The following is a 16,847-nucleotide window of genomic DNA, read 5'->3' as shown; positions in this document are numbered from 1 at the left end:
GAAACGGTGTCCCCCGAGACGCCGGTCACTCTCACTGCAGGAAATCCCCTGGAGGATTCTTTGTTCAGCGCCATCGCGCGGGTCTTCCGTACGCCGGACCTCCGGCGGAAGATCGCCTTCACCCTCGGCGTCATCGCCATCTACCGCTTCGGCGCGCACGTGCCCGCACCGTTCGTGAACTTCCCGAACGTGCAGTCCTGCCTCGACCAGACCGGCTCGGCCAGCGAAGGCCTGCTATCCCTGGTGAACCTGTTCTCCGGTGGCGCGCTGCTGCAGCTGTCGATCTTCGCGCTGGGCGTCATGCCCTACATCACCGCGACGATCATCGTCCAGCTGCTGCGCGTCGTGATCCCGCACTTCGAGGCGCTGTACAAGGAGGGCCAGTCCGGCCAGGCGAAGCTCACGCAGTACACCCGGTACCTGACGATCGCGCTGGCGCTGCTGCAGTCGACGACCCTCGTCACCGTGGCTCGCTCGGGTCAGCTGTTCGGCACCACCGGCATCGCGGAGTGCAACGCCCTGCTGACCAACGACGTGTGGTGGGCGCAGCTGCTGATGATCATCACGCTGACCGCCGGCACCGGCCTCATCATGTGGTTCGCCGAGCTCGTCACCGAGCGCGGCGTCGGCAACGGCATGTCGATCCTCATCTTCACCTCGATCGCCGCGACCTTCCCGGTCGCGATGTGGTCGATCTGGCAGGCCCGCGGCTTCGAGATCTTCCTCATGGTCCTCGCCGTCGGCATCGTCGTCGTCGCCCTGGTCGTGTTCGTGGAGCAGTCGCAGCGGCGCATCCCGGTGCAGTACGCCAAGCGCATGGTGGGCCGTCGCACGCTCGGCGGCACGAACACGTACATCCCGATCAAGGTCAACATGGCCGGCGTCGTGCCCGTCATCTTCGCCTCGTCGCTGCTGTACATCCCGGCGCTCATCGCGCAGTTCAACCAGACTCCGGATGCCGACGGCAATGTCCCCGGCTGGGTGGCGTGGATCCAGGCGTACCTCACCAAGGGCGACCACCCGCTGTACATGCTGCTGTACTTCCTGCTGATCGTCGGCTTCACGTACTTCTACGTCGCTATCACGTTCAACCCGGTCGAGGTCGCCGACAACATGAAGAAGTACGGCGGCTTCATTCCCGGCATCCGTGCCGGTCGTCCCACCGCGGAGTACCTGGACTACGTGCTGACGCGCATCACCCTGCCGGGCTCGATCTATCTCGGTCTCATCGCGCTGCTGCCGCTCATCGCCCTCGCGACGGTCGGCGCCAACCAGAACTTCCCGTTCGGCGGCGCCTCGATCCTCATCATCGTCGGCGTCGGCCTTGAGACGGTGAAGCAGATCGATGCGCAGCTGCAGCAGCGCCACTACGAAGGACTCCTGCGATGACCTTGGGACAGGCTCAGGGCGGCGCCCAGCCGCGGCTGCTGATCATCGGTCCGCAGGGCTCGGGCAAGGGAACCCAGGGCGTGCGCATCGCGCAGGCCTACGGCATTCCTGCGGTATCGACGGGCGACGTGTTCCGCGCCAACGTGAAGGACGGCACCGAGCTGGGCCTGAAGGTCAAGGCGATCATCGACGCGGGCGACCTCGTCCCCGACGCGCTGACCGGCGAGATCGTGCGCGACCGGCTGTCGCAGGACGACGCCGCGCAGGGGTTTCTGCTCGACGGATACCCGCGCAACCTCGGCCAGGTCGGCGACCTGGACGCGTTTCTCGACGAGCGGGGCGAGCCGCTGACCGCGGTCATCGAGCTGTCGGTGCCGCGTGACGAGTCGATCCGCCGCATCGCGCTGCGGGCGACCGAGCAGGGCCGCGCCGACGACAACGAGGAATCGATCGCGAAGCGGCTGTCGATCTACGAGTCCGAGACCGCGCCGATCCTCGACGTCTACCGCGAACGCGGCATCGTCGACGCGGTCGACGGCGTCGGCACGCTCGATGAGGTCTTCGAGCGGATCGTCGCCGCGCTGACCGCGCGCGGCATCACGCCGGCGGCCTGATGGGTCTGCGGCGCTCGCTGTACAAGACCCCCGCGCAGCTGCGCGCGATGGTCGAGCCCGGCCTCATCACGGCCGCGGCCCTCGACGCCGTCCGCGAGCTGATTGCGCCCGGGGTGACGACCGCAGAGCTGGATGCCGCGGCATCCGCCGTCATCACCGCGCGCGGCGCGGAGTCGAACTTCCAGCTGGTGCGCGGATACCGGCATACGACGTGCATCTCGGTCAACGACCAGGTGGTGCACGGCATCCCGGGGGAGCGCGTGCTGGAGCCCGGTGACATCGTCTCGATCGACGCGGGCGCGCAGTTCAAGGCCTGGAACGGCGACTCCGCCATCACGCTCGTCGTGCCCGGCGGCGCTCCGGACGTCGTGGCGCCGCGGCAGCGGCTGTCCGACGTCACCGAGGGGTCGCTGTGGGCCGGCATCGCCGCGCTGGCGTCCGCCGCGCGGGTCGGCGAGGTCGGCGACGCGGTGCAGGGGTCGATCGAGCGGGCGGGTGCGGCGGACGGCGTGAGCTACGGCATCCTGCGCGACTACGTCGGCCACGGGATCGGGCGGCGCATGCACGAGGGTCCCACGGTCTTCAACTACCGCGTGGCCGATCTCGGGCCCGCCGTACGGCCGGGCCTGTGCCTGGCGATCGAGCCGATGGTGACGTCGGGCTCGGACGAGACGTTCGTGGAGGACGACGACTGGACGGTCACGACCGTCGACGGCAGCGACGGCGCGCACTGGGAGCACAGCGTCGCCGTGCACGAGGGGGGCATCTGGGTGCTGACCGCCGCCGACGGGGGCGCCGCCGGCCTCGCCCCCTACGGCGTCACCCCCACTCCGCCTGCCTGACCCCCGCGCGCCGCGGGCGCCCTTTCCGCGAGACGGGGTATCCGTGCCGAGACGGCACGCGACGCATGCCGTCTCGCCACGGATCTGCCGTCTCGCCGGGTCGGCGCGCTACAGCGTGCGCGGGCTGCGGCGCAGCGTGGCGAGCATGGCGGGCTGCTCCGGGTGGCACGGGCGGAGCCCCGTCGCCTGCAGCGCACGCACCAGCGGCGTCACCTTCGTTGCGCCGGCGCCATCCCATCGCCCGAACGGATGACCGTGGCGGCGCAGGCGATCCTCGCGCGTCTTCTCGTTGCGGAGGTGCGCTTCGGCCCGCGCGGGATCATCGAGGTCGTACTTGCCCCATCCGTCGGCTTCGCACAGGGCCCGGTTGGAACGGAACCCGAAGTCCGTGCGGTCGGCGTGGCCTTCGTAGTGGAAGACCGGCTGTTGCACCGGTTCTTCGAATCCGGTCCATTCGATGACAGCGCGGCTGACGACTTCGGCCGGTGACTCCGCGACGCCGTTCACGCGGTCCCACACCCAGCGGAGGCGGGCGCGCCCCCGGGAGTTGATCTGACCGGCGGCGCGGTCGCGGAGCTGCTCCAGGCGGAGAACACCACCCTGCACGGGGGACACCGCGGCATCCGCCACGGTCAGCGCCTGCGCCGGCGGCAGCACGCGCGCCAGGTCGACGACCGTGTCGACCATGCTCGTCACGAGAATGCCCCCGACAGTGACGACGTCGCGGGCATCGGCGCTGGCGTGCACGACGACGTCGCCGAAACGCGTCGACTTCGTCGCGCTGGGATCGTAGACGTGGATGTCGCGAGCCTCACCGAACAGCGGGATGCCGTGGATCACCGCGGCGGACTCGAGGCACAAGATCGCGTCCGGGCAGATGCGCAAGTAAGCGTGCACGCGGGCGGCGTAGCGCTCCCACGGAGCCAGCGACTGCCAGTGCGCGAGCGGGGTCCATACGCCGGCGCGCACCCGATGGTGCGTGCGATGCGTGGGCCGTATGCCCGCAGCCGCGGCATCGCGCGCCGTGAGCAGCGTCGTGGGCGTGATGAGCTGGGCGCGATCGCGGAGCAGAAGGGGCATGCCGCCAGTGTGGATATCCGACGCGCGTCGTGGGGCGGGTCACAGCGCAACCGTGGACAACTTCGCCACCTCGGGCGTTGTGGGGGAGGCGATGCTCCGGCGCGAGACGGCGCATCTGTGGCGAGACGGGGTGTGTCGTATGCCGTCTCGCCACGAATGTGCCGTCTCGCGAGAATCCGTACCGCGCGGGCGGGCGCGGGGGAAGGGCTCACGGGGAATGCATAGGCGCGGATGGGGGAAGATAGAAGACGGCGCGGGCGGATGCCGGGGCCAGAGAGGCGCGGGCAATGGCACAGGCAGCGGCGGGCAAGACGAACTGGTTCGCGATCTGGGTGAGCGTGGCGGTCGTCGTCGTCATCGCCCTCGTGATCGGACTCGTGGTCTGGATGAACAACGCCGCGACCGACCCGGGGACAGCGCCCAGCGGCTCGGGCATCGACCAGGAGACGGGCGCCGTCGTCGTGGGCGCTGGCGAGCAGACGCTCGACACTTACATCGACTTCATGTGCCCCATCTGCAACTCGTTCGAGCAGACGTACGGCGACGAGATCCTCGACCTCGTGGGCGACGGCACCATCACCCTCAACATCCACCCGATCGCGATCCTCGACCGCTACTCGCAGGGCACCGAGTTCTCCACGCGTGCCGCGAACGCGATGTACTGCGTCGCCGAGGCTGACCCGGATGCCGCGGTGCCCTTCATGCAGGCCATGTTCGCGAAGCAGCCCGAAGAGAACTCCACCGGCCTCACCGACGCGGAGATCATCGAGATCGCCGCCAGCGTCGGCGTCACGGGCATCGACTCGTGCGTCACCGATGGCACCTACACGCAGTTCGTCAGCGCGATGACGCAGAAGACGCCCGTGCAGCCGGGGTCCAGCGGCATCGGCACGCCGACCCTCGCCGTCAACGGCGAGGTCATCGCGAACTCGACGATCCCCGCCGAGGGGCAGTTCGCGACACTCTTCCAGTAAGACGGGGCTCTTCCAGTAGGACGGCGCCCGTCCGCACGGGCGGGGCGGATGCCGGCGGTTTGCCGGACGCGCACCTATCACGTACACTGGATCTTTGGTGCCTTGCGCCTTCATTGGCGTGTCGCCGCACCACAACCCATCCACCGCAGACCGACCGGTCTGCCGAGCGTAAGCGAGCGTATGGCGAAGAAAGACGGAGTCATCGAGATCGAGGGCGTGATCTCCGAGGCGCTGCCCAACGCGATGTTCCGCGTTGAGCTGAGCAACGGACACAAGGTCCTCGCGACGATCTCCGGCAAGATGCGGCAGAACTACATCCGCATCATCCCCGAGGACCGTGTCGTCGTGGAGCTCTCGCCCTACGACCTCACCCGGGGTCGCATCGTCTACCGCTACCGCTGAGACCGGTCGAGAAGTAACACCCCAGGCTTCGGCCTGCCCGGTGAAGACAGCGAAAGAACATCATGAAGGTCAACCCCTCCGTCAAGCCCATCTGCGACCACTGCAAGGTCATCCGCCGCCACGGCCGCGTGATGGTCATCTGCAAGTCCAACCCGCGCCACAAGCAGCGCCAGGGTTGACGTGAGTCGGCTCAATGCGACGTAGGAGCGTTGAGCCGCGAACGTCAAGGTTGAGCGAGCGAAGCGAGCCGAAACCTCGCGAGTAAGCCGAAACCTCCGCAAGCCCACAACTCAATACATACAGGCAGGATCAGATCCCACTGCGGTGGGGGACACCCCGGGTGGAGGCCCGGGCACCGATCCTGCTCCACACCTCCACGTACTCCTAGGAGAAACCGCATGGCACGTCTTGCCGGCGTTGACATCCCGCGCGACAAGCGCGTGGTGATCGCCCTCACCTACATCTACGGCATCGGCCGTACCCGTTCGGTCGAGATCCTCAAGGCCACCGAGATCGACGAGTCGATCCGCGTCAAGGACCTCTCGGACGACCAGCTGATCGCGCTGCGCGACTACATCGAAGGCAACTACAAGGTGGAGGGTGACCTGCGCCGCGAGGTCGCCGCCGACATCCGCCGCAAGGTCGAGATCGGCTCGTACGAAGGTCTGCGCCACCGCCGCGGCCTTCCGGTGCGCGGTCAGCGCACGAAGACCAACGCGCGTACCCGCAAGGGCCCCAAGCGCACCGTCGCCGGCAAGAAGAAGGCGCGCTAAGGCGCGGCCCCCGGGTTCACAGGTTTAGGAGAACAGACTCATGGCACAGGCCAAGACCGCCGCGCGCAAGCCGCGCCGCAAGGAGAAGAAGAACATCGCGCTGGGCCAGGCCCATATCAAGTCGACGTTCAACAACACGATCGTCTCGATCACCGACCCGTCGGGCGCCGTCATCAGCTGGGCGTCCTCGGGTGGCGTGGGCTTCAAGGGCTCGCGCAAGTCGACGCCGTACGCCGCCGGCATGGCGGCCGAGTCGGCCGCCCGTCAGGCCGCCGAGCACGGCGTCAAGAAGGTCGACGTCTTCGTGAAGGGCCCGGGCTCGGGCCGCGAGACCGCGATCCGTTCGCTGCAGGCCGCCGGCCTCGAGGTGGGTTCGATCTCGGACGTCACCCCGCAGGCGCACAACGGCTGCCGTCCCCCCAAGCGCCGCCGCGTCTGATCCCGCCGACGGATGCCGCGTGTCGCGGCATCCGTCCGGTTCGTCTTTACACAACTCAAAATCTCTTGCTAATCGCACGTGTCATATAGCGGGCACGTGACGGAAAGGAACACATAGTGCTCATTGCACAGCGTCCCACTCTGACCGAGGAGAAGATCGGCGAATTCCGCAGCCGGTTCATCATCGAGCCGCTGGAGCCCGGCTTCGGCTACACGATCGGCAACGCCCTGCGGCGCAGCCTGCTCTCCTCGATCCCGGGAGCGGCGGTCACCAGCATCCGCATCGACGGCGTGCTGCACGAGTTCAGCACCATCCCGGGCGTGAAGGAGGATGTCACCGAGATCATCCTCAACATCAAGCAGCTCGTGGTCTCGTCCGAGCGCGACGAGCCCATCACGGCGTACCTGCGCAAGACCGGCGCCGGTGAGGTCACCGCCGCCGACATCTCCGCTCCCGCCGGTGTCGAGGTGCACAACCCCGAGCTCGTCATCGCGACGCTCAACGACGCGGCCCGCTTCGAGCTGGAGCTCACGATCGAGCGCGGCCGCGGCTACGTCTCGGCCACGCAGAACCGCAACGAGTACGCCGAGGCCGGTCAGATCCCGGTCGACTCGATCTACTCGCCCGTGCTGAAGGTGTCGTACCGGGTCGACGCGACGCGTGCCGGTGAGCGCACCGACTTCGACAAGCTCGTGCTCGACGTCGAGGCCAAGCCCTCGATCACCCCGCGCGACGCTGTCGCGTCGGCCGGTCGCACGCTGACCGAGCTGTTCGGTCTCGCCCGCGAGCTGAACGTCGAGGCCGAGGGCATCGAGATCGGCCCCGCGCCGGTCGCCGAGGTCGTCTCGGGCGAGCTGTCGATGCCCATCGAGGACCTCGACCTGTCGGTCCGCTCCTACAACTGCCTCAAGCGCGAGGGCATCAACACGGTGTCCGAGCTCGTCGCCCTGAGCGAGACGCAGCTGATGAACATCCGCAACTTCGGTCAGAAGTCGGTCGACGAGGTGCGCGACAAGCTCATCTCGCTGGGCCTGTCGCTGAAGGACTCGGTGCCCGGGTTCGACGGCGCCCACTTCTACGGCGGCTACGACGACGAGACCATCTGATCCGGCTCGCGCCGGTTCTGTGACACTTTCCACCTGGAGTAACTGATATGCCCAAGCCCACCAAGGGTCCCCGCCTCGGAGGCGGTCCCGCCCACGAGCGTCTGCTGCTCGCGAACCTCGCCGCGGCGCTGTTCACGCACCGCTCGATCACGACGACCGAGACCAAGGCCAAGCGCCTGCGTCCGCTCGCCGAGCGCCTCATCACCTTCGCCAAGCGCGGCGACCTGCACGCCCGTCGCCGGGTGCTGTCGGTCATCGGTGACAAGGAAGTCGTGCACGTCCTGTTCGCGGAGATCGCGCCGCTGGTCGCCGAGCGTGAGGGCGGCTACACCCGCATCACGAAGGTCGGCAACCGCAAGGGTGACAACGCGCCCATGGCTGTCATCGAGCTCGTTCTCGAGCCGGTGAACCCGAAGCCCAAGAGTGCGAAGCGCCGTCCTGAGCCTGTCGAAGGGAAGTCGGCTCCGGCCGCCGCGGCGGCTCCCGCCGCGGACGAGGCCGAGGAGAAGGCCACCGAGGCCGTCGCCGAGGCCGACGAGACTCAGGATGCTGCCGACGAGGTCGCCGCTGCGGACTCCGGTGCCGAGGCCGGCGCCGAGTCGCAGGAGGAGGGTGCGGCCGCCGAGGCTGCGGCCGAGGACGCCGTCGAGAAGTAAGGCACCCGCCGAACGCGAGAGGCCCGCACCCACGCTGTCATCGACAGCGGGTGCGGGTCTTTCGCATGCCCGGGCGAGGGTGGGGGCGGGGGCGACCCGGCGCCGGGCGGGCGATCGGGGCGCGGCGACCCGGCTACAGTGGCGAGGTGACTGAGACGAGCCTGATCGAGCGGATCACTGCGGCGCGAGGGGCGGATGCCGCGGGAGCCGCGACCGGAGAACTTCCGCTTCTTCCTCCCACGGGCGACGTGCCGGTGTGGCGGATGGCGACGCCCGACGACGTCGACGCGATCCACGGCGTGCTCGCCGCCGCCGACCGGGTCGACCACCCGACGTGGACAACGCCGCGGGAAGAGGTCGCCGATACGTTCGACCTGCCGCACATCGACCACACCCGCGACACGATCATCGGGTTCGGCGTCGACGGCGAGCCGGTCGCGTTCGGGAGCGCGTTCCTGCATCCGTCCCGCCAGGGCAAACTCACCGTGAACCTCGGCGGCGCGGTCGTACCGGCGTTGCGGCGGCACGGCATCGGCGCGCGGGTCTACGGCTGGCAGCTGTCGCGCGCGCTGCAGCAGCTGGCGGAGGCCGCGAGTGCAGTGGCCGACACGGCCGACACGACGTGGTCGGCCGAGGTGAAGTCGTACGCCGAGGAGACGGACCTCGGCAGCCGGCGCATCGCGGAGGGGCTCGGCTTCCGCGCGGAGCGCTGGTTCTCGTCTATGGTGCGGGACCAGTCCGAGCCGGTCGGTGCCCTGACCCCGCCGGCGGGCATGTGCGTCGTGCCGTACACGCATGATCGTGACGACGACGCCCGGCAGGCGCGCAACGACGCGTTCCGTGACCACTGGGGGAGCCTCGACAGCCAGCCGGAGACCTGGGCGAAGTTCGTCGGCGGCGAGTTCTTCTGCCCCGACCTGTCGCGGCTCGTGGTCGACGCGGACGGGGCGATCGCGGCGTTCTGCCTCGTCTCGGTCAACGAGGACGACTGGGCGACGCTCGGCGCCTCCCACGCGTACATCGATCTCATCGGCGTCGTACGAGAGCACCGCCGGCGAGGGCTCGCTCCGCTCGTGATCTCGGGCGCGCTGCAGGCGATCGCTGACGCCGGGCTGGCGAAGGCCGTGCTCGACGTGGACACCGCGAGCCCCACGGGAGCGAACACGCTCTACGAGCGGCTGGGCTTCGTCGCGACGGAGCGGTCGGTGGCTCTCGTGAAGAAGATCTGACGCGAGCCGGAGGGGTCAGCCGGCAGCGCGCAGCGCCTCGTCGGCCGCCCAGCGGATGAGCTCGACCTGGTATCGGACCTCGGCGCGCTGATTGGCGACGCTGTCGATCGCGGCGGCGACGGTGTCGGCGTAGACGCCACCGCCCTGGGGGCCGGGGTGGATGCGGTCGCCGGCGAGCATGTCGGGGTGCGGGGCGATGGCCTGTGCCCAGTCCGCGACGACGACGCCGGGGTGGGTGGCGGCGAAGGCGGCGAGGTCGCTGTTGACGCCGGGGATCCAGTCGCGCGGCGCTGCGGCGTTCACGAGCACGAGCGTGCGGTCGCGGCCGATCGCGTCGTAGATCTGCTGCAGCGCCTGCGCATCGACGGGGCCGTTCGTCCCGAGGCCCACGACGACGTACTCCCGCAGTGCACCCTGCGCCGCGAGCTGCTGGACGATCGTGTCGCCCGCCCACATCGACCGCGACACCTCGGCATCGATCTGGACGCCGGGCAGGCGGGCGAGGAGCCCGGCGGCGGAGGCGAGCATGACGGAGTCGCCGACCGCCGTGACACGGGTGCCGTCGACGGCAGCGGGTGCGGGGGGACGGGGCCGACCGTCCGCATCGGGGACGCTCAGGCCGTCCGTGGCGGCCGCGTCGGCGCCCCCCACGCCCTCCGGACCGGGAGTGCCCGTGGCGCCCGCTCCGGCCGCTTCCGTGGCGGCGGCATCCGGCGGCGGGGTCGTGCCGGTCGCGCCCTCTCCGGGCGGGGGCGCCGGGGCGACGGATGCCGCGGTCAGCGCCTGACGGCCGGCTTCGACGACGGCCTCGCTCGAAGAGACGGCCGGTGCGGCGGCGACCGCGGCGGTGGTCCCGCCCACGACGAGCAGGCCCGCGGTGAGCGAGGCGATCGCGCCGAAACGGCGCACCGGCGTGGAGCGCAGCCGGGCCATGACCGCGCGCCCGGCGCCGGCGAAGCCGAGCCGGCGGATGGGCTGCTCCAGCATCCGGTAGGACACGGCGGACAGCGCGAGGGTGAGCACGCCCGCGGCGAGGCCCGCGGCCACGGGGATCGCGGTGTCGACGAACGCGCCGGTGGCCGCGAGCGTCACCAGCACGACGAGCGGCCAGTGCCACAGGTAGATGCCGTACGACCGTTCGCCGATCCAGCGCAGCGGCGCGACGTCCAGGGCGCGGCCGAGCCACGCGCCGGGCGCGGTCGCCGCGGCGATGACGACCGCGGTGAGGAGCGACGCCGCCAGCGGGATGGCGGGGTACAGGTCGGCGCCGCCGGGGACCGACGCGACCGCGACGAGGGCGACGAGCGCCAGGGCGCCGGCCACCGGCATCCCGACCCGGGTCCATCCCGTCGCGGGGCGCCGTCCTCCCGCGCCCGTGCCGACGGCGAGGGCCACGCCGATCAGCAGGCCGAAGGCGTGCGTGTCGGTGCCGTAGTACGCCCGCGTCAGCGCGTCGCCCGCGACGGCGAAGCCCCAGAGGGCGGATGCCGCGGCCAGCGCGAGAGCGACCAGGGCGCGCAGCCAGGGCCTCCGCACGAGGAGGAGCACGGGCAGCAGCAGCGGCCAGAGGACGTAGAACTGCTCCTCGACGGCGAGGGACCAGAGGTTGCGCAGCAGCTCGGGCTCGGCGCTGCCGAAGTAGCTGGCGCCTGCGCCGATCGAGGTCCAGTTGTAGGAGAACGTCGCCGCGCCGAGCACCTGTCGGCCGAGGCCCACGAGCACGTCGCCGCCGATCACCCACGCGAGCGTGGCGCTCACCGTCACCACGAAAGCGAGCGCGGGCAGCAGCCGCCGCGCGCGGCGGGTCCAGAACGCGCGCAGCGCGATGCGCCCCGTGGCCGCGCGCTCCCGCAGCAGGAGCGACGTGATGAGGAACCCCGAGATGACGAAGAAGACGTCGACGCCTACGAAGCCGCTGTGCAGGAACCACGCCGGGAACAGGTGGTAGATCACGACCAGCAGCACGGCGACGGCGCGCAGGCCGTCGAGCCCGGCGTAACGGGGCGCGGTGGGTGTCGTCATAAACCAGGAAGGGGAGAAAGCGGCGGGGCTGCGGGAGGGGCATCGCGAGCGGTGCGCGTCGGGATTCCAGTGTACGTATCGCACCTGGGAGTGGACTCCCCGTCGACGTGCGCCAGACTGACCTCATGGACACTGCACTCGTGATCGGTGAGGCCCTGATCGACATCGTCGTCCGTCCCGACGGCGACCAGGAGCTCGTGGGTGGCAGCCCCGCCAACGTCGCCGTCGGGCTCGCCCGTCAGGGGCACGACGTCCGGCTGCTGACACGGTTGGGCCGCGACGCGCGCGGCGAGCGCATCGCGGCGCAGGTGCGGGCGTCGGGCGCCGCGATCGACGAGGCGTCGTGGACCGATGCCGCGACGTCCACCGCCCGCGCACGCCTGCGCGCCGATGGTTCGGCGGAGTACGACTTCGCGATCGACTGGGCGGTGCCCGTGGCCGCGCTCGACGGGGTCGCGGCGGTGCACACCGGTTCGATCGCGCTGTTCCTCGAGCCCGGCGGCACCGCCGTGCGCGACACCCTCCGGGCTGCGTCCGGTCGCGCGCTCGTCACCCTCGACCCGAACATCCGGCCGGCCCTCGTCGGCGAGCGGGAGGGGGCGCGGGACCGGTTCGCGGAGGCCGCGGCATCCGCCGACCTCGTCAAGCTCAGCGACGAGGATGCGGCGTGGCTGTATCCCGGTCTCGGCGCCACCGAGGTGCTCGAGCAGATCGCGGCGTACGGTCCGCGTGTGGTCGTCATGACGCGCGGCGGCGACGGGGCGATCGGGCTCGGCCCCGGCGGCGTCGCCGAGGTCGACGCGCTGGCGGTCTCGGTGGCCGACACGATCGGCGCGGGCGATGCCTATATGGCGAGCCTCATCTCCAGCGCGCTCGACGACGCGGCCGTGTTCGACGATCCCGCGCTGTTCCGGTCGGCGCTGCAGCGGGCCGCCGTCACCGCGGGGATCACGGTGTCGCGCGCCGGCGCGAACCCGCCCACGCGCGCCGAGGTCGACGCGGCGCTGTCGTCCTGACGCCCGGGGCTCGGGAACCCGGACCGGTGGTCAGTCTCGCCTGACGCCCGGCGGGAGAGCGCCCGCTACGCTGGTTGCGTGCGGCTGCGCCTGGATCTCGCCTATGACGGCACCGGTTTCCGCGGGTGGGCGCGTCAGCCGGAGCTCCGGACGGTGCAGGGCACCCTCGAGGCCGCGATCTCCCGCCTCCTGGGCGGTGAGGTGCAACTCGTCGTCGCGGGGCGGACGGATGCCGGGGTGCACGCGTCCGGCCAGGTCGCGCACCTGGATCTCACCGAGGCGCAGCAGCGGCGGCTCGCGGCCAGCCGCGCGGGCACGCCCGAGGCGCTCGCCGCCCGGATCAACGGCGTGCTGGGGCAGTATCCCGACATCGCGGTGCACCGCACCGCCGTCGCCGCGCCCGGGTTCGACGCGCGGTTCTCGGCGGTCTGGCGGCGTTACGAGTACCGCATCGCCGACCGGGTGGCCGGCTACGACCCGCTCGAGCGCCACCGGACGACGACGGTGAGCGCTCGGCTGGACGAGCAGGCGATGGATGCTGCGGCTCGCTCGCTCATCGGCCTCCACGACTTCGCGGCCTACTGCAAGTGGCGCGAGGGGGCCACGACCATCCGCACCCTGCTGGATTTCGGGTGGCGTCGTGATGACCGCGGCATCCTCATCGCCCAGGTGAAGGCCGACGCGTTCTGCCACAGCATGGTGCGGGCACTCGTCGGCGCGTGCGCGGCGGTGGGGGAGGGCAAGCTCGACGTCGAGGACGTTGCCGACATCCGCGACGAGGGCGTGCGCACGCCGGACGTGAAGGTCCTCGCCGCGCGCGGGCTGACCCTGACGGAGGTGGGGTATCCGGCGGACGAGCTCCTGGAGAGCCGCGCCGAGCAGACCCGGGCCGTGCGCCGGCTCGACGAGGATTGAGCGGATGCCGTGCGGCGGCACCCGCCGTGAAGATCGAGCGGATTCAAAGCACCGGAGCCTAGGCTGATCGCACGATGAAGCTGATCTCGTACAACCTCAACAAGCACAAGGCGGCGGGTGAGCTCGAGGACCTCGTGGAGTCCACCGGCGCCGACGTGCTGTGCCTGCAGGAGGCGGTGACCGGCGATCTGCCCGCCGCGATCTCCGGGCTGCAGCTGGCCGAAGCGACGGCCCGCAACCGGCTGGGACTGGCCGTCTACTACCGGCGCAACACGTACGAAGCGCTCGAGGTGCGCTCGCTCGCGCTGAAGAAGTCGCTGCACGACATGGTCCTCAAGCCGGCGGAGGAGCGGATGCTGGCGGTGCGGCTGCGGGACATCGACCGCGGCCGCGAGGTGATCGTGGCGAGCTTCCACGCGGCGCCGCTGACGGCGCTCAACTCTCTGCGGCGCAAGCAGATCGAGGCGGCGCTCGGCGAGCTGTCGACGCTGGGCGACAAGCTGCCGATCCTCATGGTCGGCGACTACAACTATCCGGTGTTCAAGGAGAACCTCGGGCAGAAGGTCCGCGAGGCCGGCTACGAGCTGACGCTCAGCGATGCCCGCACCTACACGCGTTACAAGTTCTTCAAGGGCCACTACGACTTCGCCACGAGCGTCGGCTTCGACATCGACGCCATCACGACGCTGCCGCAGGGGCGCAGCGACCACCTGCCGATCCTCGTGACCGCGGCGCCGCGCGCGGCGGTCTCGGCTTCGGCCTGACCCCGCGCCCCGGCCTGCTCCCCAGCTCGGGCGGAGTTCCCAGCGCGGGCGCGTCTCCAAGCTGGGGCGGGACGATCTGGCCGGCACGTGCCCGGGTGCAGCCACTATGCCGAACCCTCACCCCTGTGCCGAACCCTCACGCCCAAGCGCGTCCAAGGGCGAGGGTTCGGCCCGGGGACGAGGGTTCGGCGGGAGCCGGGAGCCGGGAGCCGGGAGGCGGCTGGCGGGAGCCGGGGACGCAGGAGGCGGGGTATGGCCCGGGGGTCCGGGTACTGTCAGCGCGAGCGACGGCGCGCGGCGATGATCGCCATGGCGCCGCCGGCGAGCAGCAGCACGCCGCCGCCGGCCCACAGGGCGACATTGAGCCCGTCGCCACCGGTGGAGGGCAGCGCGGAGCCGTCGACGGCGCTGACCGTCACGCTGGCGGTGCCGCCGGCGGAGGTCGCCGACACGGCGGCGATGTTGTAGATGCCCGAGGCGTCCGACGGAAGCGTGATGGTCGTGTCGGGCAGCTGCCCCTCCGCGCCGGACGTGGTGTCGTACGCGCCGGTGGTGACGGCGAAACGGACGAAGCCGAACGTCGCGCCGCTGCCGTTCTCGCCGGTGATGGTGATCTTCACCGGCTCGTTCGCGCCGAACGTGTCGGCGGCGCACGAGAAGGCGAACGACGCCCCCGGAGCTGCGGTGCTGGGGCTCACCTGGCACGCGTCGGAGGGCGGGTAGATCGTGCTGGCCTGCGCCGCGGTGGGCGCCGCGAACAGCCCGGCGCCGACGAGTGCGGCGGCCAGGGCGGCGTGGAGGGTGCGGCGGGTCATAGGCCGAAGTCTAGGCGACGGGGCACGTGGCCGCCAAAGCGGTGGGCGCGTCGGGGTCGACGGTCGGCGTGATCCACGCCACCGCGGCGGCCGGTCCGGGGCTCGTCAGCCGCACCGTCAGCGTCGCGGTGGTGGCCTCGCCGGGCGCCAGCAGCGCGCTGAACGACATCACCTGACGGCCGTCATGGAACCCGCCGCCGAACCCGCCGCCGTCCGACATCGACGCGGCGATCAACTCCGCGCCGGCCGGCAGGTACAGGTAGCCGACGGTCTTCGCCAGTCCTGGTGCGACTCCGAAGCCCCCGCCACCGGTGATGTAGTCGGGGAGGGAGGTCGCGGCATCCGCGGGGGCATCATTGCTGATCGTGACCGTGAGAGTGATCTCCCCGGTTGCGGTGCCGTCGGGTGCCGCGGCGCACGAGTCCCACGCGAGGGTGGTGGACTGGCCCGCGTAGAAGTCCATCTTCGAGCCGGTGCCGTCGTTGAGGTACACCCCGAAGCCGCGCTGGGTGTCGTCGTCGAGCGGCAGGGGGCCGACGAGCGTCGTGCCGGCGAGGATGTCCTGATCGGCCGCGATCGCGCTCCACAGCAGCAGTCGGCGCTCATCGCCCGCGCGGCTGAGCGCCGCCACGAGGGCCGTCGGGTCGGCGGCTCCCGAGGACAGCTTCGCGAAGACGGATGCGGCGGCCGCCGCAAAGAAGGCGTCCTGATCGGCCGGCTTCTCGTACCGCATGTACACCTGGTTCAGCAGCAGGTCGATCGCGTTGTCGGCGGTGAGCTGGTCGCCGGTGGGCAGGTCGACGGGGCCGGTGGCGGCGAGCAGGTACGACAGGGCGACCGGGTCGATGGAGATCACGCCGTCGACGGCGGTGCCGGTCTCGCGCAGCCACATTTCGCGGGCGAGCGCTCCGGTGACGGAGAAGTCAGGGACCTGCGTGACGTTCTGGATGAACTTCGCCGGCCGCGCGCCGTAGATGCCGGTGAGATCGGGCCCGAGATCGAGCACGGGCTCGTCGTAGCGGGCGAAGTCGGACGACGACCCCTGCGCCGCCAACTGCAGCGTGCCGTCTTCGGTGTGGATCATCGACATCGCGCCGACGATGCCGCCGAGCGAGCGCCACTCCGCGTTGTTCTGGAACACGACGAGGTAGTTGCGCGGCCCGTCCGCGCCGAGCATCGCCGGCAGCAGCGCGGTGGCGCGCGCGAGGGCATCGGTGGTCTGGGCCGTCGACTCGAGCAGCGTGCCGACCTCGTCGATCCCGTCGCGGACGGGCGCGAGGAGCGGGGAGCGGTCGATGGCGTCGACGGATGCCGCGGCGTGCGCCAGGCCGTCGGCGCCCGTCACCGCGGCATCCTCGATGGAGGTGAACGCCGCGAGGTCGATGCGCCCGTCGACCGGTCGCAATGCGTCGAGGGAGAAGCTCGCGGCAACCTCGCTGAGCGGCGTCAGCGCGTCGGAGGCGACGTCGTCGATCGCGCTCGCGACGGTGGCGACGGCGGCGAGCTGCGGACCGGCCCAGGGGAGGTGCTCTGCGGCACGCCAGACGGGGTCGCTCGTGAGCTCGCGCGCCGCGCGGGTGTCGGCGGACAGGTCCGAGACGACCGCGGCGGCGGCCGTCGGGTCGCTGAGCACGGCGGCGGCGCCGGCGGCGGTGCGCTGCGCGTCACGGAGATGCCCGTAGGCCATCGCGCCGCGGACGCCCACCCACGCGAGGGCGAGGACGGCGAGCACCAGGAGGACCCCGACGACCCAGGCGAAGACGCGGCCCGCGGTGCGGGCGGCCGCGGGGATCGGCGAGGGCGAAGTCACC

The 16,847-nt window shown here is 71.0% G+C and carries 18 protein-coding genes; 14 read left to right on the top strand and 4 right to left on the bottom strand.

Features of this window, described 5'->3' with window-relative positions; genetic code table 11:
- The first annotated feature begins 60 nt into the window (after positions 1–60).
- From secY to map, 3 genes are read left to right on the top strand one after another with little or no spacing between them, the layout of a single operon-like run.
- Positions 61–1,389 (top strand): preprotein translocase subunit SecY, encoded by a 1,329-nt coding sequence (secY, locus tag JOD60_RS16295; RefSeq protein WP_076691635.1) that lies wholly within the window; start codon positions 61–63, stop codon positions 1,387–1,389.
- Positions 1,386–2,003: an adenylate kinase gene (locus JOD60_RS16290; RefSeq protein WP_076691634.1), complete on the top strand. Its 618-nt coding sequence runs from the start codon at positions 1,386–1,388 to the stop codon at positions 2,001–2,003. Before secY ends, JOD60_RS16290 begins: the two co-directional genes overlap by 4 nt.
- Positions 2,003–2,845, top strand: a complete 843-nt coding sequence (gene map, locus JOD60_RS16285; protein ID WP_076691633.1) for a type I methionyl aminopeptidase — start codon at positions 2,003–2,005, stop codon at positions 2,843–2,845. The genes JOD60_RS16290 and map overlap by 1 nt, the downstream gene beginning before the upstream one ends.
- Positions 2,846–2,953: 108 nt before the next feature.
- Here the strand turns inward: map and JOD60_RS16280 are convergent, their stop codons facing one another.
- On the bottom strand, positions 2,954–3,925 hold the full coding sequence (locus JOD60_RS16280) for a hypothetical protein (RefSeq protein WP_076691632.1): 972 nt from the start codon (positions 3,923–3,925) through the stop codon (positions 2,954–2,956).
- A gap of 287 nt (positions 3,926–4,212) precedes the next feature.
- Here JOD60_RS16280 and JOD60_RS16275 point away from each other — a divergent pair, with 287 nt between their 5' ends.
- The 8 genes from JOD60_RS16275 (at position 4,213) to JOD60_RS16240 (ending at position 9,504) form a co-directional block, all read left to right on the top strand.
- Positions 4,213–4,899: a DsbA family protein gene (locus JOD60_RS16275; protein ID WP_076691631.1), complete on the top strand. Its 687-nt coding sequence runs from the start codon at positions 4,213–4,215 to the stop codon at positions 4,897–4,899.
- 180 nt (positions 4,900–5,079) lie between these two features.
- Entirely contained in the window at positions 5,080–5,301 is a 222-nt protein-coding gene (gene infA / locus JOD60_RS16270) for a translation initiation factor IF-1 (RefSeq protein ID WP_017201569.1), read from the top strand.
- 62 nt (positions 5,302–5,363) lie between these two features.
- Complete coding sequence (rpmJ, locus tag JOD60_RS16265; RefSeq protein WP_005050492.1) at positions 5,364–5,480, top strand: 50S ribosomal protein L36; 117 nt, start codon at positions 5,364–5,366, stop codon at positions 5,478–5,480.
- A gap of 219 nt (positions 5,481–5,699) precedes the next feature.
- Entirely contained in the window at positions 5,700–6,074 is a 375-nt protein-coding gene (gene rpsM / locus JOD60_RS16260; RefSeq protein WP_076691630.1) for a 30S ribosomal protein S13, read from the top strand.
- Positions 6,075–6,114: 40 nt separating this feature from the next.
- A complete protein-coding gene (gene rpsK, locus JOD60_RS16255; RefSeq protein WP_005050490.1) occupies positions 6,115–6,513 on the top strand; it encodes a 30S ribosomal protein S11 in 399 nt (132 codons plus the stop codon).
- Between the two features lie 116 nt (positions 6,514–6,629).
- Positions 6,630–7,619, top strand: coding sequence for a DNA-directed RNA polymerase subunit alpha (locus JOD60_RS16250; protein ID WP_076691629.1), 990 nt, complete (start codon positions 6,630–6,632; stop codon positions 7,617–7,619).
- Between the two features lie 47 nt (positions 7,620–7,666).
- Positions 7,667–8,275, top strand: a complete 609-nt coding sequence (gene rplQ / locus JOD60_RS16245) for a 50S ribosomal protein L17 (RefSeq protein ID WP_076691628.1) — start codon at positions 7,667–7,669, stop codon at positions 8,273–8,275.
- Between the two features lie 146 nt (positions 8,276–8,421).
- Positions 8,422–9,504, top strand: a complete 1,083-nt coding sequence (locus tag JOD60_RS16240; RefSeq protein WP_076691627.1) for a GNAT family N-acetyltransferase — start codon at positions 8,422–8,424, stop codon at positions 9,502–9,504.
- A gap of 15 nt (positions 9,505–9,519) precedes the next feature.
- Here the strand turns inward: JOD60_RS16240 and JOD60_RS16235 are convergent, their stop codons facing one another.
- On the bottom strand, positions 9,520–11,526 hold the full coding sequence (locus JOD60_RS16235) for an acyltransferase family protein (RefSeq protein ID WP_076691626.1): 2,007 nt from the start codon (positions 11,524–11,526) through the stop codon (positions 9,520–9,522).
- Positions 11,527–11,651: 125 nt separating this feature from the next.
- Here JOD60_RS16235 and JOD60_RS16230 point away from each other — a divergent pair, with 125 nt between their 5' ends.
- From JOD60_RS16230 to JOD60_RS16220, 3 genes are all read left to right on the top strand, one after another.
- Positions 11,652–12,542 (top strand): carbohydrate kinase family protein, encoded by an 891-nt coding sequence (locus tag JOD60_RS16230; protein ID WP_076691625.1) that lies wholly within the window; start codon positions 11,652–11,654, stop codon positions 12,540–12,542.
- A 78-nt stretch (positions 12,543–12,620) separates the two neighbouring features.
- Complete coding sequence (gene truA / locus JOD60_RS16225) at positions 12,621–13,457, top strand: tRNA pseudouridine(38-40) synthase TruA (protein ID WP_076691624.1); 837 nt, start codon at positions 12,621–12,623, stop codon at positions 13,455–13,457.
- A 74-nt stretch (positions 13,458–13,531) separates the two neighbouring features.
- Positions 13,532–14,221 (top strand): endonuclease/exonuclease/phosphatase family protein, encoded by a 690-nt coding sequence (locus JOD60_RS16220; protein ID WP_076691623.1) that lies wholly within the window; start codon positions 13,532–13,534, stop codon positions 14,219–14,221.
- Positions 14,222–14,496: 275 nt separating this feature from the next.
- Here JOD60_RS16220 and JOD60_RS16215 read toward each other — a convergent pair whose 3' ends face one another.
- Together JOD60_RS16215 and JOD60_RS16210 are read right to left on the bottom strand one after the other, a co-directional pair.
- Positions 14,497–15,036 (bottom strand): LPXTG cell wall anchor domain-containing protein, encoded by a 540-nt coding sequence (locus JOD60_RS16215; protein ID WP_076691622.1) that lies wholly within the window; start codon positions 15,034–15,036, stop codon positions 14,497–14,499.
- A 10-nt stretch (positions 15,037–15,046) separates the two neighbouring features.
- Complete coding sequence (locus tag JOD60_RS16210) at positions 15,047–16,846, bottom strand: DUF4012 domain-containing protein (protein ID WP_076691621.1); 1,800 nt, start codon at positions 16,844–16,846, stop codon at positions 15,047–15,049.
- Position 16,847 lies beyond the last annotated feature (1 nt).

The organism is Microbacterium aurum (assembly GCF_016907815.1).
Lineage (GTDB): Bacteria > Actinomycetota > Actinomycetes > Actinomycetales > Microbacteriaceae > Microbacterium > Microbacterium aurum.
This window is presented reverse-complemented; position numbering and strand designations above follow the sequence as displayed.